The following is a 26,662-nucleotide window of genomic DNA, read 5'->3' as shown; positions in this document are numbered from 1 at the left end:
GCCGTGATCATCGAACTCAACAACACCACGACGCAGGACATCACCTCCGCGCTGATCAGGGCCCACCGGGAGGTCGGGCCGACCAGCGGCATGGTCCTGACGCTGCTGGCGATCACCGACGACTACCACCAGGACGAGGTGCTCTCCGCCGCCCGGGCCTCCGCCACGGCGCACCCGTCGCGGGTCATCGTCGTCTCCAAGGCCGGCGGGGAAACCCGCCTCCACGCGAAGATCCAGGTCGGTGAGGGACTCCCGGGAGACCTGATCGCCCTCAAACTGCACGGCGAGCTGGCCTCGCACGGCGACTCCGTCGTACTGCCCCTGCTGCTGCCCGACTCCCCCACGATCGCCTGGTGGCCCCACAAGGCCCCCGACGCCCCCGCCCAGGACCCGATCGGCAGGTTGGCCACCCGCCGGATCACCGACTCGATGGGGGCACCGGATCCGCAGCTGGCCCTGGCGATCCGCGCCCGCAACCTGGTCCCCGGCGACACGGACCTGTGCTGGACCCGGATCACGCGCTGGCGTGCCCTGTTGGCCGCCGCCCTGGACCAGTTCCCGCACCGCGTCACCTCCGCCCTGGTGCGTTCCACCCCCGACAACGCCTGCTCCACCCTGCTGGTGACCTGGCTGGAGCAGCAGCTGGGGGTCCCGGTGCTGCACGAGGACAGCGACCAACCGGGAATCTCGGAGGCGAGGCTGACCACCGACCAGGGAGACATCGTCATCAACAGGGGCCGCTCCGAGACCATCGCCCGCTACGCCGTTCCGGGCCAGCCCGAACGGAAAGTGGCGTTGAAACGACGTCCTCTCACCGAATTGCTCACGGAGGAGTTGCAACGTATGGATCCCGATGCCGTCTTCGAGTCGGTCGTGAGCCACATCGCCACGCGGGTGGGTGAGTGATGTTCACCCGGGTGGTGCGCCTGGAATCGGCGCAGCAGGTGGCGAACGTGGTCGCCCGCCGGTTCATGCAGAAGACCACGGAACTGCTGGGCAGCCGCGAGGAGGTGCACGTGTGCCTGACCGGTGGTGGCACAGCGGACCTGGTCTACGAACGTTTCGCGGACCTGTCCGCCGAGGCGAAACTCGACCTGGGACGCCTTCACCTGTGGTGGGGGGATGAGCGTTTCGTGGCCGCCACGGATCCCGACAGGAACTCCCTCCAGGCCATCAGCCGGCTGGGACGCACCCTGCCCATCCAGTCGGCACGGATCCACATGATGGCGGCACGCGACGGCCGCGCGGACCCACACGACAGCGCATCCGAATACGCTGCCGAGTTGGGGAAGACCCGCTTCGACCTGACCTTCCTGGGCATGGGGCCGGACGGTCACGTCGCCTCGATCTTCCCGGGGCACCCGAGTTTCGAGTCCACCTCCCGCAGCGTGATCGGGGTGACGGATTCCCCGAAACCACCCTCGGAACGCATCTCGTTGACGATCCCGACCCTCAACCGATCCGAAGAGATCTGGTTCATCGTCACGGGCACCGGCAAGGCCGACGCGCTGCTCCGGGCCCTAGGCGGCGACAAGACCCTGCCGGCTTCCCACGCCCATGGACAGCAGGCCACGTACTGGTTCATCGACGACGCGGCCGCCTCGAAGCTGCCTCCCCGCTACGTCTGCCCGCTCTGAGCGGCAGATTCCACGGGTTCCCTGACGGCCTGGAACATTCCGAGCGCGGCGGCCCGGCGGAATCCGAGGTTCTCGTTGACGGCCAGCATGTGATGGTTCTCGGCCGCATTGAAAGTGTGGACCGCGGGGGCCTGAGGCAGGGCGGCGTGCACCGCCTCCAGGTTGGCGGCCTTGACCAGCGTTCCCAACCGGTGGCCGCGATACTCGGAAAGCACGATGGTGTCCCTCTGGTGGATCATGCCGTCGGGCCACTCACGCGATGCGGACAGCTCATTCAACGCCACGACCCTTCCTGTTGGTTCGTGCACCACGATCCCGAGGAAAAGCCGGTTCGTCGAACTGAATCGCGCGTACTCCGCGTGCACGCGGTCCGCATCCCAGGATGTCTCGGGAATGATCAGCCCACCGGGTGGCGCATCGGTGCTCATGCTTTGTTTCAGCACTGCAACACCGGCCGCCCACCCCGGGGGTACCTCCCCCTCCAGGCAGTGCACCTCGTAGTCCGGCCCGGCCGCGGCCCCGGCCGTGGCGAGAACATCGCTCAGCGCGACGGCCGGAGCGGCGAATTCGTAATGGGAGTACCACATCACCTGTCCCAGGACGAAGCCGTAACGCAGGGCGAACCGCGCTCGTGGGCTGGAGGCCAACAGCGCCCCCTCCCCAACGGGACTGGGCAACGCTTCGTCGCCCGGGCCCGGCACCGGGGTCGGAACCTCGAGGTTGACGTAACGGGTTCCGGGTTCCAGGGCTGACTGCACCACCTCCGCGAGCGCCTGCCCGATTCCCCGCCGCCTGTACCCGGGCCTGACGTAGACGTGCGCCATCGCACCTTCGGGCTCGTCCACGAGATCCACCACCAGCCTGGCAAAACCGACGGGCCGGTCCTTGACCCAGGCCAGCCAGCGTCGCACCCGGCTCTCGGTAAGGGCGGCATGCGCAGCTCTCAGGTCGGCCTCCGGACTGTTCCGAGGCCCTTGGGGGCCGAGCGCCTCGACGCTGTCATCGGTGTTCATGCGACAGTAGGCAATCCATTCCTCATTCGCGCTCCCGGGAAGCGTGAATTCGCGGATCTCAAAATCGCTCATGGCCTCACCCTATCCTCCGGTTCTGGCCACGTTTCCGGTAGCGTTGATTCATGGAGAAGGATATGAAACCGGTGCGGAGAGCCACTGGTTTCAATGCGCACCCGAGGCCTGGTGGGCCGCAATTCACTTTCGGACGACGAACCGGGAGCCGCCATGACTGATTTCCTGATCTGGTTCGGCCAGAACCCGTGGGCGGCGTGGGGCGTGCTGGCGTTGCTGCTGGCAGTTGCCGAGTTGCTCACCCTGGACCTGACGTTGCTGATGCTCGCGGCCGGTGCCCTCGCCGGCGGCGTGGTCGCGTTGTTTTTCCCCCACCTGTTGTGGCTCCAGGTGATCGTCGCCCTGGCCACCGCGGTGGCGACGCTCTTCCTGCTGCGCCCCACGCTTCTGGAGAAGGCCCGTCGTGCCCCGGGATACCGTTCCTCACTCGACAAGTTGATCGGCTCGTTCGGGGAGGTCGTCTCCCGGATCACCTCGAACTCGGGTGAGGTCAAGATCGACGGGCAGATCTGGCAGGCCCGCAGCTACGACGAGGCCATCGTGATCGAAGCCGGGGAGAGGATCGAGGTCTACAAACTCGACGGCATCACCCTGATCGTCTATCCCATCGCCAACTGATCCGAAACCGCAAGGAGAAACATTGCCGCCCGTATTCACCCTGATTCTCTGCATCCTGGCCGTTCTGGTGGTCATGGTGCTGGCCGCGACCCTGAAGATCATCCGCCAACAGCAGGTGGCCATAGTCGAACGCCTGGGCAAGTTCCGCAGGGTCCTCGATCCCGGGCCGCACCTCATGGTGCCCTTCCTCGACCGGATCCGCTACATCCTCGACATGCGCGAGGAAGTGGTGCCGTTCCCACCCCAGGGCGTCATCACCGAGGACAACCTCATAGTCTCGATCGACTCGGTGATCTACTTCCAGATCGTCGATCCGGTCCGGGCCGCCTACGAGGCACAGAACTACCGTGCCGCCATCGAGCAGCTGACCATGACCACACTGCGCAACATCATCGGTGGCATGGATCTGGAAGCCACCCTTACCTCCCGGGAGGAGATCAACAACCGTCTGCGCGCGGTGCTGGACGAGGCGACCGGCAAATGGGGGATCAAGGTCAACCGGGTCGAGTTGCGCGCCATCGAGCCGCCTCCGACCATCCGTGACGCCATGGAGAAAGGTGCCCGTGCGGAACGCGACAAGCGGGCCTCGATTCTTCTGGCCGAGGGCCAGCGCCAGTCCCAGATCCTCTCCGCTGGCGGCGACCGGGAGGCCGCGATCCTCCGCGCCCAAGGTGATCGCGAGGCGGCCGTTCTCCGCGCCCAGGCCGACCGGCAGGCCCAGATGTTGCGCGCCGAGGGTGAGGCCCAAGCCATCACCACGGTTTTCAGCGCCATCCACGCCGCGGAACCGGACCAGGCCCTGCTGGCCTACCAGTACATGCAGATGCTGCCCCGCCTGGCCAATGGCGATTCGAACAAGATGTGGATCGTTCCCAGCGAACTCAGCGACGCCCTGAAGGGCTTGGGGCAGGTGGCGAACTCCACCGACGTGCGGGATTACGTCTCGCGGGCCTCCCAGCGTTTCTCCGCCCCGGAACCGGTCGACGTGCACGCCGAGATCGCGGAACAGGCACGCAAGGACCACGAACAGAGCGACGCCACGGTGAAGCAGGCCATAGCCGACGCCCAGGCCATGGAAGGCACAGGAGGCAACCGGCGGTTGGGGCAGCCCTCCCCGCAACCGCAACACCAGGACCCAGATTCCCCGGGGGCCTGGGGGCCACACCCCGGCGGTCCGTACGACGCTCAGTGACACACAACCCTGGAAACAGAAAGAGCGAATCCCCGTCCGTTCCGTCCGGGCGGGGATTCGCTCACAACTGGGTTGTTCGTCTCGTCAGTAGAGGATTTCGCCGGCTGCCCGGCGGGCCCTCAGCGAGGACACCGCTTCCTCCAGGATCTGGGCCGCCTCCGCGTCGGTGCGGCGTTCCTTCACGTAGGCGAGGTGGGTCTTGTACGGGGTGATCTTCGGCGGTGGCGGCGGGTTCTCCGCATCGGTGTTGGCGGGCAACCCGCAGCGGGGACAATCCCAGGATTCGGGGATCACCGCGTCGGCGGCGAAGGCGGGACGGGTTTCGTGCCCGCTGGCACAGTAGTAGGAGACGTGAAGTCTTGGGGCCGCATCGCCCCTCTCGGCTTCACCCATTGGTCCGGCGCCGACACGGCTACCGCGGATGGCGTTGCCACCTGCCACAACTACTCCTCAGGGTTCGGAAACATTCTCTTCTCAAATGCCGATGCGGTAGAGCACCAGCAGCCCGATGATCGTCAGCGCCCAGATCAGCGTCAACACAAGGGTGATGCGATCCAATCGTCGCTCGGCGGTGGACACACCGCCCATGGAAGTGGACATGCCGCCACCGAACAGGTCGGACATGCCGCCACCGCGGCCTTTGTGGAGGAGTACTGACAGAGCCAGCAACGCACTCAGAATGATCAGGACGACCGACAGGGTGACTATGGGCCAGCTGACGAGGGGGACAATCACGCGGAGTAGTTTAACCGAGGGGTTCAAATCCACCACATCGTGGGGGCCCGAAGCGTTTCACACCACGGTCCCGAAAATGGGGTTGCCTCCGGCGAAATTCCGGTGACAACCCCAATCACGGAATTTCAGCTCAGGAGAACAGCACGATTGCGGCGAACTCCTCGGCCTTCAGGCTGGCGCCGCCGACGAGGGCGCCGTCGACATCCGGCTGGGCCATGATCTCGGCCACGTTGGAGGCCTTCACGGATCCCCCGTATTGGATCCGGACCGCATCCGCGGTGGCCCGGTCGTGCAGTTTTGCGATTTCCTCACGGATCGCGCCGCAGACCTCCTGGGCGTCCTCCGGGGTGGCGACCTCGCCTGTCCCGATCGCCCACACCGGCTCGTAGGCGATGACAAGAGAGGCCACCTGCTCGGCGGGGATGCCCTTCAGGCAGCCACGAACCTGCTCGAGGGTGTACTCGACGTGGCGCCCTTCCTTGCGGATGTCCAGGCCCTCACCGCAACAGATGATGGGGATCATGTCCGCGGCCAGGACCTTCAGGGCCTTGGCGTTGATCAGGGCGTCGGTCTCGCCGTGGTATTCGCGGCGCTCCGAGTGCCCGACCACCACGTAACGAACCCCCAGCTTCGACAACATCCCGGCGCTGACCTCACCCGTGTAGGCACCCGAGTCGTGTTCGGAGACGTTCTGCGCCCCGAGCTGGATCGGGAACCGGTCCCCTTCGATCAGGGTCTGCACCGTGCGCAGGTCGGTGAACGGAGGAATCACCACGCAGTCGACGGAGCTGCCGTCGTACTCCTTGTCGGCCAGGGTCCAGGCCAGTTTCTGGACGAGCCCCGTCGCCTCGACGTGGTTCAGGTTCATCTTCCAGTTGCCGGCCATGATCGGTTTGCGTGCCATGTCAGTTGCCTTCCTTGAGAACAGCGATGCCGGGGAGGATCTTGCCCTCCATCAGCTCCAGCGATGCGCCACCGCCGGTGGAGATGTGTCCGAAGGCGTCCTCCGGGAATCCGAGGGCCCGCACGGCGGAGGCCGAGTCGCCGCCACCGACGACGCTGATGCCGTTAATCTCGGTGAGGGCCTGCGCGACCGCTCGGGTGCCGGATTCCAGTCCGGGAATCTCGAACACCCCCATGGGGCCGTTCCAGAACACCGACCTGGCCTGGCGGACCGCGTCGCCGAACAGTTTCTCAGTGGCAGGGCCGATATCGAGGCCCATCTTGTCGGCGGGAATGGCATCGGTCGGGACCACGTCCACCTGGCCGACGGTGCGCGCCCCGAAGTCGACCTCGGAGGCGACACGCACGTCGACCGGCAGCAGGATGCGCTTACCCGCTGCCTCGGCGGCCTTCAGGTATCCGGTGCAGGCCTCGATGGATGCGTCATCGACCAGCGAATTTCCCACCCCCAGTCCCTGGGCCTTGAGGAAGGTGAAGGCCATGCCGCCGCCGATGACGAGGGTGTCGGCCACCTTGAGAAGGTTGTCGATGACGGCCAGCTTGTCAGCCACCTTCGCGCCGCCGAGCACCACGACGAACGGGCGCTTCGGGTTCTCGGTGAGTCCTTCCAGGACGTCGATCTCCGCCTTGACCAGCGAACCGGCCGCCGATGGCAACAGCTTGGCGATGTCGTAGACGGAGGCTTCCTTGCGGTGCACCACACCGAAACCGTTGGAGACGAAGAAATCCCCGAAGGCCGCGTATTTCTCCGCCAGTTCCTTGCGGGCGGCCTCGTCCTTGGATTTCTCCCCGGCCTCGAAACGGACGTTCTCCAGGAGGGCCACCTCACCGTCCCCGAGGGATTCGACGGTGGCCTTTGCCGACGGACCCACGACATCGGTGGCGAGCTTCACCCGGGCGCCGAGCAGTTCGCCGAGACGGGCCGCGACGGGAGCGAGGGAGAACTTCGGGTCGGGTTCCCCCTTGGGCCGGCCGAGATGGGCCAGGATGACGATCCGGGCCCCCGCGTCGCGCAGCTCGTTCAGGGTGGGCAGGGCGGCACGGATCCGGCCGTCGTCGGTGATGTTCTTGTCACCATCCAGAGGCACGTTGAAATCGCAGCGGACGACCACACGCTTGCCGGCGAGGTCTCCGAGCTGAGAGACAGACTTCATTGAAGGTCCTTTCGGGTGGGGACGCGACGGCCCCGCCAGCACGAGTGCAGACGGGGCCGAGGCGTCACTTCTTGGGTGAGATCAGAGCTTGCTGCCGACGAGGGCCGTGAGGTCCACGAGGCGGTTCGAGTAGCCCCACTCGTTGTCATACCAACCGACGACCTTGACCTGGTTGCCGATGACCTTGGTCAGCTGGGAGTCGAAGGTGCAGGAAGCGGAGTCGGTCTCGATGTCCTTGCTGACGAGAGGCTCGTCGGTGTAGACGAGGACCCGGCCGTCAGCGGCCTTCTTGACGATCTCGTTGATCTCCTCGACGCTGGTCTCGCGGGGGGCCTCGAAGGTGAGGTCAGTGGCGGAACCGGTGGGGGTGGGAACGCGCAGCGCGTAACCGTCGAGCTTGCCCTTCAGTTCGGGCAGCACGAGAGCAACCGCCTTAGCGGCGCCCGTGGTGGTGGGCACGATGTTGAGGGCTGCGGCGCGGGCGCGACGCAGGTCCTTGTGCGGGCCGTCCTGCAGGTTCTGGTCCTGGGTGTAGGCGTGGATGGTGGTCATCAGGCCCTTGACGATGCCGAGACCGTCGTTGAGGGCCTTGGCCATGGGAGCCAGGCAGTTGGTGGTGCAGGATGCGTTGGAGATGATGTTGTGGGCGGCCGGATCGTACTTGTCGTCATTGACGCCCATGACGATGGTGATGTCCTCGTTCTTGGCGGGTGCCGAGATCAGGACCTTCTTGGCGCCGGCGTCCAAGTGGGCCTTGGCCTTGGTGGCGTCGGTGAAGAAACCGGTGGACTCGATGACGATGTCGACACCCAGCTCACCCCAGGGAAGGTTCGCCGGATCCCGCTCGGCGAAGGCCTTGATCTCCTTGCCTCCGACCTTGATGGCGTCATCGTCGTAGGAGACTTCTTCGGGGAAGCGTCCGAGGATGGAGTCGTACTTCAGGAGATGGGCAAGGGTCTTGTTGTCAGTGAGATCGTTGACGGCAACCACCTCGAGGTCAGCGCCGGATGCGACAAGTGCGCGGAAGTAGTTGCGGCCGATGCGGCCAAAGCCGTTGATTCCAACCTTGACGGTCATTTCGAATAGATCCCCTTCGAGAGATACCTGGGAGCCCGCCGCACCTGGGTGGCGCAACCGACGCCCTTCGGACAGCTCCATCCTAGCCATTCAAGCCCGATCCCAGAAGGGTTCGGCACATTCATTGGGAATCGTTCAAGTCAGCCGGCAGCGAGGCCTCCGTGTTGGGGATGCCCGCCGCCTCCGCCGCCTTGTCGGCGGTGGCGAGCAACCGCCTGATGCGCCCGGCCACCGCATCCTTGGTCAGCGGCGGATCGTGCAGCTTGCCAAGCTCCTCCAGGCTCGCCTGGCGGTGCTCGATGCGAAGCCTGCCCGCGGCCACCAGGTGCGCCGGGGCGTCCTCACCCAGGATCTCCAGTGCGCGTTCCACCCGGGCGCTGGCGGTCACCGCCGCCCTGGCGGAACGCCGCAGGTTCGCGTCATCGAAATTGGCCAACCGGTTCGCCTGGGCCTTGACCTCGCGCCGCATGCGGCGCTCCTCCCAGATCAGACGGGTCTCCTGGGCGCCCATCCGGGTCAGCAGATCGGCGATGGCCTCGCCGTCCCGCAGCACCACACGATCGACACCGCGCGACTCGCGGGATTTCACGGTGATGCCGAGTCTCCGGGCTGCGCCGCTGAGCGCCAACGCCGCCTCCGATCCGGGGCAGGTGACCTCGAGGGCCATGGACCGCCCCGGTTCCGTCAGGGATCCCCGGGCCAGGAAGGCCCCCCGCCACACCGCAACGGAATCGGCTATGGAACCGCCCACCACCACTGCCGGCAGGCCCCGGACGGGACGGCGCCGTTGGTCAACCAACCCGGTCAGGCGAGCCAGGGCCTCGCCGTCACGGATCACCCGCACCGCATACCGGGTGGTGCGGCGCAGCCCCGTCGCGTTGATCACCAGAAGATCCGAGTCCAAGGAGTAAAGATCGTGGATGTAGGTTCGTAGCCTCCGGGCCGCGGCGGCGGAGTCCAGTTCCGCCTCTATGACGATGCGGCCACCTACCAGGTGCAACCCGCCACCGAACCTGAGCATCGTCGCCACCTCCGCCCTACGCGCGTTCGGGTGGGGGGTTGCCACCGCTGCCAACTCCGTTTTCACCTTCTGGGTCAACGCCATGGGAGCCATCATTCCACCAATTCCCTCATGGCGTGGGTCTCAGCTGGCAAGAAGCTCCTGATAGGCGTCTGCGAGTCGTTTCGGATCGTGACGTGCGCTGCCGTCGTGGCAGCGGATGTCGGCCACTGCCAGCTCGGCCCCGAGAGAGGCCGCGAACTGGGTGAGGTGACGGTCGGAACCGACGAAACCGACGTCGGCCAGCACGAAGTCGAGACGCAGGGTCGGGGCGTGTTCCGCCAGCAGTTCGATGTGCCGCGAGGCGGTGAACCCGTCGGTCTCGTCGGCGGCCGTGATGTTCATGACGAGGATGCGGCGGGCCGGGGTGGACAGGATCGCGTCGCGCAGTTCCGGGACCAGCAGGTGGGGAATCACCGAGGTGAACCAGGAACCGGGTCCCAGCACGATCGCGTCGGCCTGCCGGACGGCCGCCACCGCCTCCGGGTGGGCCGGCGGGTTCTCGGGCACCAACCTGACAGACTGGACCGTGGCCCGGGTTTTGGCGACGGTGGCCTGCCCCGCCAGAGTGCACAGCTCGTCCGGGGCGAGTGGGTCGAGTCCCAGCACGTCGGCCTCGATCTGCAGGGGAACCGAGCTCATCGGAAGCACCCTGCCCCGGGTCCTGAGCAGCTCCCCGACCATGTCGAGGCCCGCCACGGGATCGTCCAGCTGCTGCCAGAGACCCGCTATGAGCAGGTTCCCGATGGCGTGCCCGCCCAGCGGCCCGTCCCCGGAGAACCTCGACTGGAGGACCTTGGCCCAGCGCCGCCCCACCTGGTCATCACCGCACAGCGCCGCCAGGGCCATGCGGAGGTCACCGGGCGGCAGGCAGCCGAACTCGCTTCGCAACCTCCCGGAGGAGCCGCCGTCATCGGCCACCGTGACCACGGCCGTGAGCCGGTCCGTGATCCGGCGCAGGGCCGTCAGGGATGTGTGGAGTCCGTGTCCGCCACCGAAGGCGACGATCGCGGATCCTCTCGGCCAGCTCATTCCTTCCCCAGATCCCGGTGCAACACACTGACACCGTATCCCCGGCCGCGTAGCCGGATGGCCAGCTCTTCGGTCATGGAGGTGGAACGGTGTTTCCCGCCCGTGCACCCGATCGCGACGGTGACCTGGCGTTTGCCCTCGGTGAGGTATCCGGGGGCAGCCACCTCGATGACTCCCAGCATGCATCCCTGGAACTCCTGGGCGGCGTCCTGGGAGAGCACGTAGGAGGCCACGTCCGGGGACAGCCCGGTCTTGGGGCGCAGCTCCGGAACCCAGTAGGGGTTCGGCAGGAAACGCACGTCGAAGACGATGTCGGCGTCGACCGGCAGCCCGTTCTTGAATCCGAAAGACATCAAAGCGACACTCAGGTTGTCGGTGGCGTCGGTCCCGAAGTGGTTGGAGACGCGCTGGGCGAGCTGCCGGGCACTGAGCCGGGATGTGTCGACGACGATGTCGGCGGAGGCCCGCAGATCCGCCAGGAGCCGCCGTTCACGCACGATGCCGTCGAGCAGCCGGCCGCCGTACTGCAGCGGCAGTGGCCGGCGGTTGGACTCCTGGCGTTGCACGATCACGTCGTCGCTGGCCTCCAGGAACAGCACCGTGACGCGATAGCCCCGCGCCTTGACCTCCGCGAAGGCGGTGGGGAGCTGCTCGAACTCCTCCCTGGAGCGCACGTCGACCACCACCGCCAGCCGCTCCGCCGTCCCCATCCGGTCCACGAGAATGGGCAGCATCGCGGGGGGCAGGTTGTCCACCACGTACCAGCCCAGGTCCTCCATGGTGTGAGCGGCCGTGCGCCGCCCCGCCCCGGATATTCCCGTCACGATCACGATCTCCGCGGGCCCCTGCACTTCCACCATGAGGGAGACACTAGTCGCTCACCTGAACGGCATCACGATTTCATCCACACCACCGGAGGAGTTGTGTCACCCCGCCTCCCATACGGCTGCCGGTGTTCGCCCCGGTGAGGTTCGTCACTGTTCGCGTTCCCCGAGTCCCCGGGCGGCCAGGGCCTCGCCCGTGCGTTCCGCGTGGGCGACGGAACCGAGCACCATCGGCATGAGGAGCGCAACCACATTGCGTTCCGCCCCGCGGGCCCGGGCAGCATCCCTCGCGTCATCGAACAGGCCGAGCAGGTAGGGGATGGAACGAATCATCAGGGCCACCGCCAAGGCCACCCGCTCGGGATTGAGCCCGACGAACCGGATCGGCCGCAGGGCCACGATCAGGGCGTTCAACAGCTCCGGGGTCGGGGTGGTGAGGGTCAGCAGACGCGCGGCGAGGACGGCCAGCAGCAGGTTCCCGGGCACGACCACCGCGGCCCGCGGATTCAGGACCACCAGCTGGTAGGCGGCCAGCAACCCGAGGATCAGCCACATCGCCCACCCGATCCGCAACATCCGGGCCGGATCGATCCCGGAACTGGCCAGCAGCGTGATCGTCAGAGCCAACGCCGCGAGGGTGACCGGCCAGGCCTGGATGATCAGGGCCGGGAGGCTCAGGGTGAGCATGAGGAGGTATTTCCATCCCACCCCGAGCCGGAACAGCCACCCCTCCCCCGGCTGGTGGAGGCCGAGCAGACTCGCGTGAACGTTCACCCGGTCACCCCCATGGCTCTCTCATACCAGGCGATGACCTCACCGGGTTCGCCATCGGCGGTCACCCGTCCCCCCTCGATGACGATCACCCGGTCGGCGTCGGCCGCCACGTCCATGTCATGGGTGGAATAGATGACCTGTTGCTCCAGTTCCGCGAGGGCGCGACGCAGGGCCAGTTTGTTGCGCAGGTCGAGCAGGGTGGTGGGTTCGTCGGCCACTATCACCTCCGGTCGCACGGCCAGCACGCTGGCCAGCGCCACCATCTGGCGTTCCCCACCGGAGAGGTCATAGATGCTCTGGTGGGCCAGATGCCCCAGGCCCCGCTCGTCGAGGATCTGCTGGGCGCGGCCCGTTCGTTCCTTCCTGGGCAGGTGCCCGAGGCTGAGGGTCAGGTCCTCGATCGGGGTGGACATCAGCAGCTGGGCCAGGGGGTCGGTGAAGATGAACCCGACGAGCTGGCGGACCTTCCGCGGCTCCTCGGCGACGTCGTGGCCCTTGACGCTCACGGTGCCGGAGGTCGGCTGCCGCATGCCGTTGAGGAGCCTCAGCAGGCTCGACTTGCCCGACCCGTTGGCACCGATCACCGCCACGCGCCGCTCCGACAGAGTCAGGTTGATCCCCGTGAGCAGGCTCCTGGCCTCGTCTCCCTTGCGAATCGGCGGGATGACGAGGTCGACGTCGGTGAGTTGGATCACCGCTGGGCCAGCAGGCGTGGGAAGGCCCGGTGAACCGCGTAGGCCAGGATCACGACGATCACGCTCTTGATGGCGTCACTCACCCAGAATCCCATGTCGATCCCGAGCGCCTTGCCGAAGTCCACTCCACCGGCCCGCATCAACCCGAACACACCCAGGGGAAGGATGATGAGGTAGCGGCCCGCAAGCAGGCCCAGGAAGAAGATCACCGGGGTGCTGGCGCTCAGTCCTCGTTTCAACGCCAATACGGCTACGAATCCGGCCAGCAGCGCCGCTAGCGGGAAGGCGATCAGGTAGCCACCCGTCGGGCCGACGAAGGGCGCGAGCCCGGCCCCTCCCTTGGCGAAGACGGGAAGCCCGGCCGCGCCGACCAGGAGGTATAGGAGAACCGAGGCGAATCCGCGCCAGGGGCCCAGGCACAGTCCCGCCAGGCCGACGCCGACGGTCTGCAGGGTGAATGGGACGGGGCCGATGTTGAAACCGGGAACGATCGAGAGCGCGGCGATGAGGGCCGCGAACACGGCCACGTAGGCGAGATCGCCGCCCCGGAAGAAACGAGCCGATGCGGGCACTGTTGCCTCCTGCTTGGTTGTTGACGGTTGGGGACGGGGACATTCAACACCCCACGTTGAACAGTGTTCAAGTCCTGGCCCGGCCAGCTGCGCAACGCGCCCCGGCGCTTCCCCGTACACTTCGCCCGTGCGTGACTTTGCCGAACTGTTGAGAACCCCGGGGCTGGCAAGGGTCATGGCCAGTCAGCTGGCCGCCAGGCTGCCCGCCGGAATGTTCTCCCTCGGCATGCTGATGCACGTCGAACACGTGCAGGGCAACTACACCTCCGCGGGCACGGTGCTGGCGGCGTTCTCGATCGGCATGGCGGCGGCGGGACCGGTCATCACCCGGCAGCTCAACCGGTACGGCACCCTGCCGGTGCTGCTGACCTGCCTGCTGGTGACCACTGCCTCACTGACCCCGCTGGTGATCTTCCAGCTCCCGTTGTGGGCGATGACGCTGCTGGCCACGGTGGCCGGGGCCACCATCCCGCCGGTCCAGCCCACCGTCCGCACCCTCTACCCGAAGCTGGTGCCGCAGCACCTCGTCACCCCCCTGTTCAGCCTCGACGCCGCTCTGCAGGAGATCATCTGGGTGCTCGGTCCCGTGGTGATCACCGCGCTGGTGGTGTACCTGGGAACCGTGACCGCCCTCCTGGTCGTCACCGGCATCCAGCTGGCCGGGGGGATTTTGTTCATCCTCGTACCGGCGGTCCGGGGCCTGCGGATCCCCAGGGCGACGGGGCGTTTCGGGAAGGTGTTGGCGAACCCCTCGGTGCTGCTCATGACCCTGGCATCCCTGCTGCTGATCGGTTCCCTGGCAGCCATGGAGGCCGCGGTGGTGGCCTGGTTCGGGGAGGGCTCGCTGCTCGGCGGGATCGTCCTGGCCATCTCGGCCCTCGGCTCCATGATCGGCGGACTCGCTATCGGGCAGCGGCCCATCAGCCCCTGGTCCCTCCCCGCTCGGATGCTGGTCATGACCCTGGGACTGGTCGCTGCCGTGCTGGTGTCGGGATTCTGGGGGCTGGCGCTGGCCCTGTTCGTCGCGGGGCTGGGGACCGCGCCCTCGATAGCGGCGATCTCGTCGGTGATAGCAGGCAGCGTGCCTTTCGCGGACACCGCCGAGGCCTACGGCTGGATCACCACGGGCCAGCTGATCGGAGCCGCAGCGGGTTCCGCCTTGGCGGGCATCGCCATCGACTCCCTCGGCGGGGGCCGGGGTGGAATGCTCGCCAGTCTCACCATCGGCGCCCTGGCGGTGCTGGCAACTGCCGCTTTCCGCAACACCCAGCCGGATTTGAGAAATACACATTCTTGATCCATTCGGAGGATTCGAGGCGTAGGCTGACCCCAAGCCTGTGCCTCAGCTTCGAGGCATCCATCGTGGGAGCGGCAAAATGGGCACTTTCCTGATCATTCTCCAGGTCGTCATAGTTCTTGGGTGTCTCCTGCTGGGAACCCACTACGGGGGTGTCGGGCTCGGCCTGATCAGCGGTATCGGCCTGGCCCTTCTCGTCTTCTTCTTCCAGCTTCCTCCGGGCGAACCGCCGATCGACGTCATGCTGACGATCCTCGCCGTCATCGGTTGCGCCTCGGTTCTCCAGACCATCGGTGGTCTCGACGTGATGATGAAGTACGCCGAGAAACTATTGCGCAAACACCCCACCCGGGTCACCATCCTCGCGCCCTTGACCACATGGTTCCTGACCGTTCTGTGCGGCACGGGCCATGTCGTGTACACGATGTTCCCCATCATCGAGGACATCTCGCTCAGCAAGAACATCCGGCCCGAACGCCCGATGGCCGTCTCGTCCGTGGCGGCGCAGATGGGCATCACCGCGTCACCGGTTTCCGTGGCCGTGGTGTCGATGGCCACGATCCTGGCCAAGGAGGCCGGGATCACCGGGGTGGCGTTCTCCATCCCACAGATCCTCATGGTCTCGATCCCCAGCAGTTTCCTCGGCGTGCTGCTCGCCGCGTTCTGGAGCCTCCGCCGGGGTAAGGACCTGGACAAGGACCCCGAGTTCCAGAAGCTCATATCCGATCCCGTGAAACGTGCCTACGTGTACGGCGGGGACGAGGGGGCAACCCTCCAGGACAAGGTGTTTCCCAAGCAGGCGTACTGGGCCGTCGGCATTTTCTTCACCGCCATCGCGCTGGTGGTGGTTCTGGGGGCCTTCGACGGGATCCGCCCGCATTTCCCGAATGCGAGCGGGCAACCGACCGTTTTGTCGATGACCTTGGTGATCCAGATGATGATGCTCGTTTCCGGGGCCGTGATCATGGTGGCCTGCAAGGTGAAGATGAGCGAAGTGCCGAACAGCGCGGTGTTCAAGGCCGGAATGTCGGCGATCTTCTCCGTGTTCGGGGTGGCGTGGATGGCGGAGACCTTCTTCCACGCCCACCTGGATTCGTTGATGGCCTCCCTGGCCGGAATCGTGCAGGCCTATCCCGTGTTCTACGCGGTCACCCTGTTCCTGGTATCCAAACTGGTCAACAGCCAGGCGGCCGCCGTCACGGCCTTCGTGCCGGTCGGCCTGCGGCTCGGGGTCGATCCGGTGACGATCGTGGGGTTCTTCGGGGCGGCCTACGGTTACTTCGTGTTGCCGACCTACCCGTCGGATCTGGCGGCGATCGGCTTTGACCGGTCCGGAACGACGCGCATCGGCAAGTTCATCATCAACCACTCGTTCCTGATTCCCGGCTTCATCTGTGTCATCACGTCCTGTCTGGTCGGAACCGGGTTGGCGCACCTGCTGCTGCGATGACCCCACGCACCGGTCGTCTCAGGTGGATGTGACCTCCCCGGTGGCCAGGTTGATCGCCTCGCCGCCGGTGCCGGAGACGGCCTCGTGGACGGCCGCGGCCAGCTTGGGACCGATCCCCGGGACGGCAGCGATCTCCTCCGGGGTAGCTCCGCGCAGCTTCTTCAGTGACCCGAAATGGGAGATCAACGCCTTTCTGCGCATCTCCCCCAGGCCGGGCACCGCGTCCAGGGCCGAGGACAGCATCGCCTTGCTGCGCCTGCCCCGGTGGTGGGTGATGGCGAACCGGTGGGCCTCGTCACGGACCCGCTGCAGCAGGTAAAGCCCCTCGGACGCGCGGGGCAGGATCACGGGGTACTCCTCGCCGGGCAGCCACACCTCCTCCAGGCGTTTGGCCAGCCCGCACAGGGCGATCTCCCCGGCCAGGCCGAGTTCCTCCAGCACCCGCGCGGCCGCGGTCACCTGTGGGGCGCCACCGTCGACGACGATCAGAGCGGGCGCGTAGGAGAACTTGCGGGGGGCGCCCGTGGTGGGATCCACCAGCAGCGGCCCGGCCTCGTCCTCGTCGCGGCAGCGTTCGTCCAACAGCCTTCCGAGGCGCCGGCTCAACACCTCGTCCATGGCCGCGACGTCATTGGATCCCTCGAAGCTCTTGATGACGAACCGCCGGTAGTCGGATTTGCGGGCCAGGCCATCCTCGAAGACCACCATGGAGCCGACGACCTCGGTGCCCTGGGTGTGTGAGATGTCGAAGCACTCGATGCGCAGGGGCGGTTCCGCCAGACCCAAGGCATCGGCGATCTCCTCCAGCGCCCGGTTCCGGGTGGTCAGGTCCGAGGCCCGCCTGGCTGCCTGCTGCTGCAGGGACAGCTCGGCGTTGCGCAGCACGGTCTCCAGGAGGGTGCGTTTGTCGCCTCGGACCGGGACCCGCACCTCCACCCGCGCGCCGCGCATCCCCTCCAGCAGGGCGACCAGCTCCGGTTCGGCGGGCACGGAGCTGAGGATCAGCGGGGGCGGCGGGTTCTCGCCGGTGTAGAGCTGGAGCAGGAAAGGCTCCAGCAGCTCGGCCAGGTCGCGGTCGTCGGAACGGTCGGCGATCCAGCCCCGCTCCCCCGTAATCCGGCCGCCACGGATGTGGAAGATCTGCACCGCCACCTGCTGGCCGTCGTCGGCGAAACCCACCACGTCGGCCCTGGTGGTCTCCGGAAGCACCACCGTGTTGCGTTCCCGGGCCTTCGCCAGCCCCGCCAGCTGGTCGCGCAGCACCGCGGCCCGTTCGAAGTTCAGGTCAGCGGAGGCCTCGAACATCTCGCGTTCCAGTTCCTGGACGATGCGGTCCGACTCGCCCGCCATGAAACGGCAGAAACCATCCGCGATCTCCCGGTGCTCCTCCGAGCCCACTCTCCCCACGCACGGGGCCGAGCATTTCCCGATGTCACCCAGCAGGCATGGGCGCCCCGACGCCTTGGCGCGTTTGAACACCCCGTCGGTGCAGGAACGCATGGGGAACACCCGCAGCAGCGCGTCCACGGTTTCCCGGATGGCCCAAGCCTGCCCGAAGGGGCCGAAGTAGCGGGTGCCGCGTCGTTTCGCGCCGCGGCCGACGAACACCCGGGGGTAGGTCTCGTTCCAGGTGACGGCCAGCCACGGGTAGGACTTGTCGTCGCGGTACTTGACGTTGAACCGCGGGTCGAACTGCTGGATCCAGGTGTATTCGAGCTGGAGTGCCTCCAGTTCGTTCGCCACCACGGTCCACTCCACCCTGGCGGCGGTCCTGACCATCGTCTGGGTGCGGAAGTGCAGCGACGACGGGTCGGCGAAGTAGGAGTTCAGGCGAGAACGCAGGTTCTTCGCCTTGCCGACGTAGATGACGTTCCCGAAGGCGTCGAAGAACCGGTAGACGCCGGGATCCGTGGGGATGCTGCCCGGCCTGGGCCGGTAGCTGGCCGGGTCAGCCATCGCCTCAGCGGGTCAGCCGACGGTGCTTGGAGGCGTGCGGTCGGGCCGCCTCGGCTCCGAGCCGTTCGATCTTGTTGGCCTCGTAGTCCGCGAAGTTGCCCTCGAACCAGAACCAGCGCGGTGTGCCGTCCTCGTCCTCACCCTCCCAGGCGAGCATGTGGGTGGCCACCCGGTCCAGGAACCACCGGTCGTGGGAGATCACGACGGCGCAGCCCGGGAACTCCAGCAGCGCGTCCTCGAGGCTGGAGAGGGTCTCCACGTCGAGGTCGTTGGTGGGTTCGTCGAGCAGCAGCACGTTGCCGCCCTGTTTGAGGGTAAGAGCCAGGTTGAGGCGGTTGCGTTCACCACCGGAGAGCACCCCGGCTTTCTTCTGCTGGTCGGGGCCCTTGAACCCGAAGGAGGCCACGTAGGCCCGCGACGGCATCTCGAAGTTCGCGACCTTGATGTGATCGAGACCGTCGGAGACCACCTGCCACACGTTCTCCTCCGCGTTGATGCCGGCGCGGTTCTGGTCCACGTAGCTGAACGAAACCGTGTCGCCTACCTTCACGGTCCCGGCATCCGCCTCCTCCTGGCCGGTGATGGTCTTGAACAAGGTGGTCTTGCCGACACCGTTGGGACCGATGATCCCGACGATCCCGGCGCGCGGCAGCGAGAACGACAGGTCCTTGATCAGCACGCGATCCCCGAAACCCTTGGTGAGGCCGTTGATCTCCAGCACGACCGAACCCAGCCGCGGCCCGGGCGGGATGTTGATCTCGGCGGTGTCGATCTTGCGGAACCGCTCGGCCTCGGCCGCGAGCTCCTCGTAGCGCTGCAGGCGGGCTTTGTTCTTGGCCTGCCGGGCCTTCGGGGAGGAACGGACCCATTCGAGTTCCTTTTCCAGGATCTTGGCGCGCTTGGCGTCCTTCTTTCCCTCGATCTGGAGGCGTTGCCGTTTGGTCTCCAGGTAGGTGGAGTAGTTGCCCTCGTAGGGGTGCAGCTTCCCGCGGTCAACCTCGCAGATCCACTCGGCGACGTTGTCCAGGAAGTAGCGGTCGTGGGTGACGGCCAGAACCGCCCCCGGGTAGGTCTTGAGGTGCCCCTCGAGCCAGTTCACGGATTCGGCGTCGAGATGGTTGGTCGGCTCGTCGAGGAGCAGCAGGTCGGGTTGCTGGAGCAGCAGTTTGCACAACGCGACGCGACGCCTCTCTCCCCCGGACAGGACATCGACGACGGTGTCCGGCGGAGGACACTGGAGGGCGTCCATGGCCTGCTCCAGGCGGGCGTCGATGTCCCAGGCGTTGTGGGCGTCGAGTTCCGTCTGAAGGTTGCCCATCTCGGCCATCAGGGAGTCGAAGTCCGCGTCGGGTTCGGCCATCTCCATGCCGATCTCGTCGAAGCGTTTCATCTTCGCCTTGATGTCGGCCACGGCCTCCTCGACGTTTTCCTGGACCGTTTTGCCCTCCGTCAGCGGCGGTTCCTGCAGAAGAATGCCAACGCTGGCGCCCTTGGCAAGGTTCGCCTCCCCGTTGTTCGGCTGTTCCAGCCCCGCCATCACCTTCAGCAGCGTCGATTTGCCCGCGCCGTTGGGACCCACGACACCAATCTTCGCGCCGGGGAAGAACGCCAACGTGACGTCGTCGAGGATCAGCTTGTCGCCCGCCGTCTTGCGGACCTTCTGCATCGTGTAAATGAACTCCGCCATCAACATCCCTTCAATCGTGACCGCTGGCCAGTATGCCAGCTACGCCCGAAGACCCCGTATCAGCCGGCGGGCCTCCGCCAGGCGTTCCAGTTCGGCCGTCAGCGGGGCCACGACGTGCCCCCGCGTCACCTCCCCGACCGCGCCACGCAGCCTTCGTGTGACCCGACGGATCCCGGAGCGTTCCCCGGCCGCCACGAGCCCCCTGGACAGGAACGAAAACGACAGCCCGCCCCCGGCCCCTCCGATGATGAGCAACGCCGGGATGTTCATCCCTCCCCCGTCGCCGGGGACCGCCGGGGCCGGGAGACCGACCCAGATGAACAGCAGATTCACCAGCAACCAGCCGAGGCCCAACATCACGGCGGCCAGCAGGAACCACTGGATCACCCGGACCGCGCGCCACCAGCCCGGGGTCCGGGAGAGCCCCAGATCCGTCGTCATGACGGCATCGGTGAGCAGGTCCGGGAGGAGATCGCGATCGCGCTGGCATGCCGCCCCCAGGGCCCGTTGCCAGTCCTCTCCCAAGCCGTTGCCGACCGCGTCGGAGAACTGGCGCAGCGCGATCCTCAGCTGGGCCATGGCCACCGGTCCGCAGTCGGGAACGAAACCGTCTCCCACCGTCCCCGGTCCCGGGAGCCCGGTACGGAGCCGTTTCAGCGGGTCGGGACGCAGCCGGTGCACCCACCGGGTCATCGGCCAGCCCGTCGCCAACACGCCGCGGTACCGGATGGTTTCCGCTGCCACCTCAATCATCCGGGGTACCCCCGCGACCTCGGCCAACCCGGCCTCCAGCACCTCGATGTCCTCCTCGCCGGGTTTCTCCGGCCCGGCCCGGCAGACCACCTCGAACTGCCCGGCCAACTGGTCCAGATCCACGGACAGCCTGGTCCTGGCAGCACGTTTCCCCGCGACGACATCGGCCAGATGCTCCCGCAGCGCATCGATCCCGACCCCGGTGGCGATGCTGGTGGCGAACAGCGGCACACCCGCCAGGCCGTCGGAGTCGAGCAGTTGTCCCAGATGCGCCAGGCAGTCATCCAGGTCGGCGGCGCGTATCCGGTCCACCTGGTTCAGCACCACCGCCATCACCTCGCCGTGCCGGGAAAGTGGCCTCAGGTAGCCGTGGTGTACGGCGGCGTCAGCGTATTTCTGGGGATCCAGCACCCAGATGAACTGATCGACCACGGGCACTATCCGATCCACCTCGGCGCGGTGGGAGGAGACCATGGAGTCGTGATCGGGCAGGTCCAGCAGCACCAGCCCCCCGAAGCCGTCCTGCCCGGCCGGCACCTCCTGGCGGTGCCCGACCCGGAGCCAGTCCAGGAGCTCGGCGTTGGTGTTCCCGAAGCTCACGGCGAGGGTTTCGGCCGTGGTGGGGCGGAGCACCCCCGCTTCCGCAACGTCCGATCCCACCAGCGCGTTCGTCAGCGACGACTTGCCGGAGCCGGTCGACCCGGCAAGCGCCACGACGGTCTGCTCCCCCCAGCGGAGACGCTGTCCGGCTCGCTCCAAGGTCTTGCCGGCACGCCCCGTCAGCTCATCCGGCACGCGCCCTCGCGTAACATCGATCAGCTCGGTCAGGCAGTTCAGCCTGAAGCGCATCAGTAACCCTCCGGCCTGGTCAGCGCCTCGAACGCCTCGGCGCTGGCCAGTTTCAATTCGTCGGCGGCGCGAACCAGGCGATCAGGGAGGCTGGCCTCCACTCCCAGCTGATCCAGGCGGGCGTCGAACCGGGCGAACTGGGACCCGAGCAGCGCCGAGATCCGTTTGTCCAGTTCCGCCCGGGCGCGCGCGGCAAGACGCCTGACGGCGTCGTCCCCAAAAATTCCTTCCAGGAATCGCTGGGCGAGCACAGAGGAACCTCCCGCGATCCCCATCTCCGCGGTGGTCAACCCGCCCGTGGCAGCGAACACCGTGATCACCAGGGAAACCCCGATGGCGTTGGTGCCGAGCGCCAGGAACCGGGCGGTGCGCCGCCTGGAGCGTCCCTCCTGCTCGAGGATGGCGAGGATGTCTCCCTGCCAGGCCTTGACGAGCCGCTCCGCCTCGGCCGTGAAGGAGGGGTCCGGTCTGCTGAGCGGATCCCGGTCCCCGGTCACCAGCGCCTGCCCCCACGGGGTCAGCGACCAGTGGCTCGCCGCGCGCTGGCAGGCGGCGGTTCCGTGTTCGACGATCAGCGCGACGAGCCCTTCCGAGATGGCGGCCTCGACCGGCTCGACCCGTTTCCGCCCGGTGAACCATTCGGTGAGGCGGTCGCGGGCGGCGGCGATCCGTTCCTCGATGCCGCGCATCAGGTCCCCCGTGCCGACCATGTCCTGCCACCGGCTCAGCACCTCCCCACGGAGCATGGAACCATCCGCGGTGGCGCGACTGATCTCCTCCATCGCCAACCGGAACTCCACCTCCGCGGAATCCCGCAGCTGGACGACTGCGGCAAGCTGGCTGCGGCTCCCGTCGGCCAGGTAACGCAGCTCCGCGTCCAGTCCCCTAACCGTCCCGGCCAGGGTTTGAACCGCGACTGCGTGGCGTTCCTTGCGGTTCTTGGCGATCCTGTCGAGCCACTGGTTCAGTTCCGAGACCAGCTCCGGCGGCAGGATTCCCTCGTCCTTTCCCTCCTGCTCGGGGACGCTGAACAGTCCCTGGATCCGGATTCCGCGCGCCGCGAGGAGTTGTCCCAGGTGGGAACGCAGGTCCGGAACGGAAACCTGTGGACAACGGTTGAGAACCAATGCGACGACCGCGTCGCGGGCCGCCGCTGCTCCCAGGAGTTCCCAGGCGACGGCGTCCGCGTACCGGGTGGCGGTCGTCACGAACAGCCACAGGTCGGCTGCTGCCAGCAGCTGCCGGGAGAGCAGCCGGTTGTCGTCGTCGATCGAGTCGATGTCGGGGGCGTCCAGCAACGCCATGCCCGCGTGCAGCGATTCGGTGGTGACTATGCGCAGGGCCCGGGATCCCTCGGTTTCGTGATCGGTCCGGACGAGTTCGGGCAGCACAGCCCCCGAACGGAACCAGTCCCGGTCCTCCCGGTTGCAGATCAGCGTGGGGGCGGTGGTCGTGGGGCGCCGCACCCCGGTTCGGGTCACGACCTCCCCCATCAGGGAGTTGACGATCGTGGATTTTCCCGCCCCCGTCGATCCTCCGACCACGGCCAGCAGCGGAGCATCCAGGCGGCGTGCCCTGGGCAGGAGGTAGTCCTCCACCTGCCGGTTCACGGCCCGGGCCCTCGTCGCCAGGGCCTCGGCGCCGTCCAGGGGAACAGGAAAACGAATGTTGGGCAGGACCAGGAACAGCCCCGTCAGGGCGTCGGCCAGGGGATTTTTCATGAATTGGGCTGATAGGGGAAGGGCGGGTAGGGGGTGGCGCCATTTTGGGGACGACGCCTGGGAATGATGGTAAGCCCCTTGGTGTCGGTGAGCGCGTCAGGGCGGAGTTCCTCGATCTGGTGCACCAGCTCGTGGGTGCGGTCATCGGAACCGGGACCGACGGTGCCGCGGGTGGTCTGTTCCCGGGTGTGGGCCAGTTCGGTGATCAGCCGCATGAACTTCGCGGTCCGCCACCACACCTTCGGGCCGCGGCAGATCCCTGCCAGGTGCAGTTTGATGCGCCGGAACGGACTGGAGTAGACGATCACGTCCTGGTCATTGAGCCACCCGCCCTGCCTGAGGTCTATGAAACGGTGCCGCAGCACGCGGGTCTCCCCCACCACGCTCGCCACCAGGAAGAGAACCATCGCGGCCACGAAACCGAGGGCCATGTACCACTGGTTCTTGAGGTTGTCCACCGAGTTGAGGCTTGAGACGCCGTTGAAGAGCATGTGTCCCCCGGCCGCGAGCAGGAAACCCGCGAGCGGGGCCGTCACCCGCACCCATTTGCTGCGGGCCCCCAGGGCGACGGCGATCCCGAAGGCCGTCATCATGGTGAAGATCGGATGCCCGAAGGAGGTGTAGACGCCCCGGAGCATCACCAACTTGAGCACCGCCTGCTCCGGGTCCCCCACCTCGATGTGGTTGGTCGCGAACACGATCACGCGGGCGTAGTAGATGATGTTCTCCACGAAGGCGAACCCGATCGCGGACAGCCCAGCCAGGGAGACGACGTTGATCCGGGAGATGAAACGGTTCCGGTAGAAGACGACCAGCAGGAACAGGACGGTGGCTTTCGTGGCCTCTTCGACGAACGGGGCGATGAAAATCGCGGGCCGTGTGCCCGAGTCGGCATCTGCGCTGGTGGTCTGCATCATCTGCCCCGCCCACGAGTTGATGTAGATGCTCGCCCACGTCGCGGTGCAGGCCCCCCACCCGAACGACAGGAACCAGATGAGCGGTTTCTGGGGGCGGAACCTGTCCAGCCAGATGAACAGCATCGTGTACACCAGGGCCGTCCACATGGCCCAGTAGGCCGCCATTCGCAGGGATTCGTTGTTCAGTCCGAGGGCCACCGTCCCGTCGGGATAGGTGCGGTCGGGGTTCAACAACTGGTACTGGTCGACCAGGTTGTAGACGAAGAACGGGACCAGCACGAGGGTGATCCAGAAAAGCGGGCTTCGCAGCATGCGTTGCCACCACGGGCGTTGGGAGGCGGAGGGCAGGCCCGAAAGCCAGCGTTGCCGATCTACAACCTGAGTCATGATGTTCTACAGGGTACTTGGCGCCCCAGGCAGGACTCGAACCTGCGCACTACAGATTAGAAGGCTGTTGCTCTATCCACTGAGCTACTGGGGCCCGGAGGTCCTTCCCACGAGGAACCGTGGCCATGGCGTTCCGCGCGTTCGGGATCTCCTGACCGCAGATTCTACGCATCTCGACCGGATCTTGCTGTGCACGGTGCGAGGTCCGGGCAATACTCTGGGTCGGTGAGCGATGAACTGGTGTGGATTGACTGCGAGATGACCGGGCTGGATCTGGAGCGCGACGCGCTGATAGAGGTGGCGACGCTCGTCACGGACAAGGACCTGAACGTGCTGGGCGAGGGCGTCGACGTGTTGATCAAACCCACCGACGAGCAGCTGGCCGGAATGAGCGACTTCGTTCGCGAGATGCACACCAAATCGGGACTGCTGGACGCCCTGGCCGGCGGGACCACGATGGAAGAGGCCACCCGGACGGTCCTCGACTACGTCCGGGAGTTCGTGCCCACCGCCCGCAAAGCCCCCCTGGCGGGCAACACCATCGGGACGGATCGTGCGTTCCTGGCCCGGGACATGCCCGAGCTGGAGGCCCACGTCCACTACCGCAACGTGGACGTCTCCTCCCTGAAAGAGCTGGCGCGGCGCTGGTTCCCGCGGGTGCTGTACCAGGCCCCCGCCAAGCAGGGAAACCACCGGGCGCTGGCCGACATCCAGGAATCCATCGAGGAGCTGCGCTACTACCGCGAGGCGATGTTCGTCGCCCCTCCAGGCCCCACCACGAACCAGGCCAAGCAAATCGCGGCCCGCCACCGCGGCAGCCTGACGGGGCTGGCCGCCCCGGAGATCGAGTCCGTTCAGTAGCGGGTCAGCCGTTCCCCGACCTCCAGGACCAGGTCGTCCTCGCCCCGCCTGCCGATCACCTGAACCGCCAGGGGAAGCCCCTCCGAGCTGATGCCGACGGGCACGCTGAGGGCCGGGTGGCCGGCGAGGTTCCAGTACGAGGTGTAGGCGACGACCTTCGCCGAAACCCGCTGCACCGCTAGGTATCCCATCCGGTGCACGAGCTGGATCGGCGGCGGCAGCATGGGGGTCACGGGGGTGAGCAGCACGTCGATCCTGCGGAAGATCCGCTCCATGGCCCGTTCCACCCGGGTCGTGCTGCGCTCCGCCCACCGCAGCGCCCCAGGCGGCAGCATGCGGGCCATTGCCGCTATCCGCTTCGAGCGTTTCTCGATGCGTTCGGGACGTTCCAGCCTGCGCACCTCGTCGAGCACCCCGAGGTGGAACTGCACCATGAACGTCAGTGGGGTCTCCGCCCAGCGGATCGATCCCCGGGTGACCTCGTGGCCTTCCTCCGCCAGCCTGTCGGCCGCCCGCGCGACGGCCCGGGCCAGTTGGGGATCGGGTTTGACACCCGGCAGACAGGATTCGAGGCTCCATCCCACCCGGAGGGCCCCGTCCAGCCCCGGGCCAGGATCCTCGGGTGCCGTGACGGCCATCGCCAGCCGGAGATCCTCGACGCTGCGGGCCAAGGGACCGTAGGTGCCCAGTTTGTGCCACAGGTTCGGGTGAGGGGCCGTGCTGACCCGTCCCCGGCTGGGTTTGATGCCGAACACGCCGCTCCAGGCGGCGGGGATGCGGATGGAACCGCCGGCGTCGCCGCCAAGGGCCAGCGGAACCATGCCGGAGGCCACCGCCACGGCCGATCCCCCGGACGAACCGCCGGGGCTACGGGCCGGGTCGCAGGGGTTGTGGGTGGCACCCCACTCCCCCTCCGTGAAGGGCACCTGACCGAACTCAGGCATGTTGGTCTTGCCGATGATGATCGCCCCCGCGGCCCGCAGCCGGGCCACCACTTCCGAGTCGACGGCCGCGGGAATCGTGTTTCCGCGACCCCCGAGGGTGGTGACGAGCCCCGCCACCTCGATTTCCTCCTTAACGGCAACCGGAACCCCGAACAGCGGCAGCGCTTCCCGTTCCCGCGCCGGCGTGGCGTCGAGCTCCCTGGCGCGTGACAACGCCCCGGGGTTCAGCTGGGAAAACGCGTTCAGTCCCGGATCGCGTCTCCCGATGCGTTCCAGTACGCGTTCGATGTGGTCCTCGACCGTTGACTCCCCACCACCGAGTCGACGGCCCAGATCAGCGGCTCCGACGTCGAGAAGATCCATGCCGCTCATCCTTGCACGCCCGGAAAACAGGCATCAAAGGAACGGTGGCCGTCCTTGGA

At 66.9% G+C, this 26,662-nt stretch carries 25 protein-coding genes and 1 tRNA gene; 7 read left to right on the top strand and 19 right to left on the bottom strand.

Annotation, left to right across the window (positions count from 1 at the left end):
- Nucleotides 1–3: 3 nt before the first annotated feature.
- Both EL272_RS05045 and pgl read left to right on the top strand, forming a co-directional pair.
- On the top strand, nt 4–906 hold the full coding sequence (locus EL272_RS05045; RefSeq protein ID WP_014846138.1) for a glucose-6-phosphate dehydrogenase assembly protein OpcA: 903 nt from the start codon (nt 4–6) through the stop codon (nt 904–906).
- On the top strand, nt 906–1,637 hold the full coding sequence (gene pgl / locus EL272_RS05040; protein ID WP_014846137.1) for a 6-phosphogluconolactonase: 732 nt from the start codon (nt 906–908) through the stop codon (nt 1,635–1,637). Before EL272_RS05045 ends, pgl begins: the two co-directional genes overlap by 1 nt.
- Here pgl and EL272_RS05035 read toward each other — a convergent pair.
- Nucleotides 1,619–2,722 carry a GNAT family N-acetyltransferase gene (locus tag EL272_RS05035; RefSeq protein WP_061787153.1) on the bottom strand — a complete coding sequence of 368 codons (1,104 nt, stop codon included), beginning with the start codon at nt 2,720–2,722 and terminating at the stop codon, nt 1,619–1,621. The genes pgl and EL272_RS05035 overlap by 19 nt on opposite strands.
- Before the next feature lie 153 nt (nt 2,723–2,875).
- Between EL272_RS05035 and EL272_RS05030 the strand changes: the two genes are divergently transcribed.
- A complete protein-coding gene (locus EL272_RS05030; protein ID WP_061787206.1) occupies nt 2,876–3,340 on the top strand; it encodes an NfeD family protein in 465 nt (154 codons plus the stop codon).
- 73 nt (nt 3,341–3,413) lie between these two features.
- On the top strand, nt 3,414–4,532 hold the full coding sequence (locus EL272_RS05025) for an SPFH domain-containing protein (RefSeq protein WP_244926143.1): 1,119 nt from the start codon (nt 3,414–3,416) through the stop codon (nt 4,530–4,532).
- An 84-nt stretch (nt 4,533–4,616) separates the two neighbouring features.
- Here the strand turns inward: EL272_RS05025 and EL272_RS05020 are convergent, their stop codons facing one another.
- The 11 genes from EL272_RS05020 to EL272_RS04970 all read right to left on the bottom strand — a co-directional run bounded on the left by EL272_RS05020 (nt 4,617) and on the right by EL272_RS04970 (nt 13,418).
- On the bottom strand, nt 4,617–4,973 hold the full coding sequence (locus tag EL272_RS05020) for an RNA polymerase-binding protein RbpA (RefSeq protein WP_014846133.1): 357 nt from the start codon (nt 4,971–4,973) through the stop codon (nt 4,617–4,619).
- Nucleotides 4,974–5,006: 33 nt separating this feature from the next.
- Entirely contained in the window at nt 5,007–5,267 is a 261-nt protein-coding gene (gene secG, locus EL272_RS05015) for a preprotein translocase subunit SecG (protein ID WP_234028346.1), read from the bottom strand.
- A 130-nt stretch (nt 5,268–5,397) separates the two neighbouring features.
- Complete coding sequence (tpiA, locus tag EL272_RS05010) at nt 5,398–6,171, bottom strand: triose-phosphate isomerase (protein ID WP_014846131.1); 774 nt, start codon at nt 6,169–6,171, stop codon at nt 5,398–5,400.
- A 1-nt stretch (nt 6,172) separates the two neighbouring features.
- The gene (locus tag EL272_RS05005; RefSeq protein WP_014846130.1) at nt 6,173–7,384 is read right to left on the bottom strand and encodes a phosphoglycerate kinase; all 1,212 of its coding nucleotides are present in this window, start codon (nt 7,382–7,384) and stop codon (nt 6,173–6,175) included.
- Nucleotides 7,385–7,465: 81 nt separating this feature from the next.
- Nucleotides 7,466–8,461 (bottom strand): type I glyceraldehyde-3-phosphate dehydrogenase, encoded by a 996-nt coding sequence (gene gap, locus EL272_RS05000; protein WP_061787155.1) that lies wholly within the window; start codon nt 8,459–8,461, stop codon nt 7,466–7,468.
- Nucleotides 8,462–8,582: 121 nt separating this feature from the next.
- A complete protein-coding gene (gene whiA, locus EL272_RS04995; RefSeq protein WP_061787207.1) occupies nt 8,583–9,566 on the bottom strand; it encodes a DNA-binding protein WhiA in 984 nt (327 codons plus the stop codon).
- Between the two features lie 39 nt (nt 9,567–9,605).
- Nucleotides 9,606–10,553 (bottom strand): gluconeogenesis factor YvcK family protein, encoded by a 948-nt coding sequence (locus EL272_RS04990; RefSeq protein WP_014846127.1) that lies wholly within the window; start codon nt 10,551–10,553, stop codon nt 9,606–9,608.
- Nucleotides 10,550–11,413, bottom strand: coding sequence for an RNase adapter RapZ (rapZ, locus tag EL272_RS04985; protein WP_014846126.1), 864 nt, complete (start codon nt 11,411–11,413; stop codon nt 10,550–10,552). Before rapZ ends, EL272_RS04990 begins: the two co-directional genes overlap by 4 nt.
- A gap of 114 nt (nt 11,414–11,527) precedes the next feature.
- On the bottom strand, nt 11,528–12,151 hold the full coding sequence (locus EL272_RS04980; protein ID WP_014846125.1) for a CbiQ family ECF transporter T component: 624 nt from the start codon (nt 12,149–12,151) through the stop codon (nt 11,528–11,530).
- Nucleotides 12,148–12,846: an energy-coupling factor ABC transporter ATP-binding protein gene (locus tag EL272_RS04975; RefSeq protein WP_014846124.1), complete on the bottom strand. Its 699-nt coding sequence runs from the start codon at nt 12,844–12,846 to the stop codon at nt 12,148–12,150. Before EL272_RS04975 ends, EL272_RS04980 begins: the two co-directional genes overlap by 4 nt.
- A complete protein-coding gene (locus EL272_RS04970; RefSeq protein WP_061787156.1) occupies nt 12,843–13,418 on the bottom strand; it encodes a biotin transporter BioY in 576 nt (191 codons plus the stop codon). Before EL272_RS04970 ends, EL272_RS04975 begins: the two co-directional genes overlap by 4 nt.
- Nucleotides 13,419–13,545: 127 nt before the next feature.
- Here EL272_RS04970 and EL272_RS04965 point away from each other — a divergent pair, with 127 nt between their 5' ends.
- Nucleotides 13,546–14,715, top strand: a complete 1,170-nt coding sequence (locus tag EL272_RS04965; protein ID WP_126409359.1) for an MFS transporter — start codon at nt 13,546–13,548, stop codon at nt 14,713–14,715.
- 79 nt (nt 14,716–14,794) lie between these two features.
- Nucleotides 14,795–16,165, top strand: coding sequence for an anaerobic C4-dicarboxylate transporter (locus tag EL272_RS04960; RefSeq protein ID WP_061787158.1), 1,371 nt, complete (start codon nt 14,795–14,797; stop codon nt 16,163–16,165).
- A gap of 18 nt (nt 16,166–16,183) precedes the next feature.
- Here the strand turns inward: EL272_RS04960 and uvrC are convergent, their stop codons facing one another.
- The 6 genes from uvrC to EL272_RS04930 all read right to left on the bottom strand — a co-directional run bounded on the left by uvrC (nt 16,184) and on the right by EL272_RS04930 (nt 24,529).
- On the bottom strand, nt 16,184–18,121 hold the full coding sequence (gene uvrC / locus EL272_RS04955; RefSeq protein WP_014846121.1) for an excinuclease ABC subunit UvrC: 1,938 nt from the start codon (nt 18,119–18,121) through the stop codon (nt 16,184–16,186).
- Between the two features lie 4 nt (nt 18,122–18,125).
- A complete protein-coding gene (gene ettA, locus EL272_RS04950; RefSeq protein WP_041697283.1) occupies nt 18,126–19,808 on the bottom strand; it encodes an energy-dependent translational throttle protein EttA in 1,683 nt (560 codons plus the stop codon).
- 39 nt (nt 19,809–19,847) lie between these two features.
- On the bottom strand, nt 19,848–21,410 hold the full coding sequence (locus EL272_RS04945; protein ID WP_014846119.1) for a GTPase: 1,563 nt from the start codon (nt 21,408–21,410) through the stop codon (nt 19,848–19,850).
- Nucleotides 21,410–23,131, bottom strand: coding sequence for a P-loop NTPase family protein (locus EL272_RS04940; RefSeq protein ID WP_014846118.1), 1,722 nt, complete (start codon nt 23,129–23,131; stop codon nt 21,410–21,412). The genes EL272_RS04945 and EL272_RS04940 overlap by 1 nt, the downstream gene beginning before the upstream one ends.
- On the bottom strand, nt 23,128–24,435 hold the full coding sequence (locus EL272_RS04935) for a PrsW family intramembrane metalloprotease (protein ID WP_082793779.1): 1,308 nt from the start codon (nt 24,433–24,435) through the stop codon (nt 23,128–23,130). Before EL272_RS04935 ends, EL272_RS04940 begins: the two co-directional genes overlap by 4 nt.
- A gap of 18 nt (nt 24,436–24,453) precedes the next feature.
- Nucleotides 24,454–24,529 (bottom strand) — tRNA-Arg (locus EL272_RS04930).
- A 131-nt stretch (nt 24,530–24,660) separates the two neighbouring features.
- On the opposite strand from EL272_RS04930, the gene orn reads away from it, so the two are divergent.
- Nucleotides 24,661–25,296, top strand: coding sequence for an oligoribonuclease (gene orn, locus EL272_RS04925; RefSeq protein WP_174525734.1), 636 nt, complete (start codon nt 24,661–24,663; stop codon nt 25,294–25,296).
- On the opposite strand, the gene EL272_RS04920 is transcribed toward orn, so the two are convergent.
- A complete protein-coding gene (locus tag EL272_RS04920) occupies nt 25,290–26,603 on the bottom strand; it encodes an amidase family protein (RefSeq protein WP_061787160.1) in 1,314 nt (437 codons plus the stop codon). The genes orn and EL272_RS04920 overlap by 7 nt on opposite strands.
- Nucleotides 26,604–26,662: the final 59 nt, after the last annotated feature.

The sequence above is a fragment of the Arachnia propionica genome (genome assembly GCF_900637725.1).
GTDB lineage: Bacteria > Actinomycetota > Actinomycetes > Propionibacteriales > Propionibacteriaceae > Arachnia > Arachnia propionica.
This window is presented reverse-complemented; position numbering and strand designations above follow the sequence as displayed.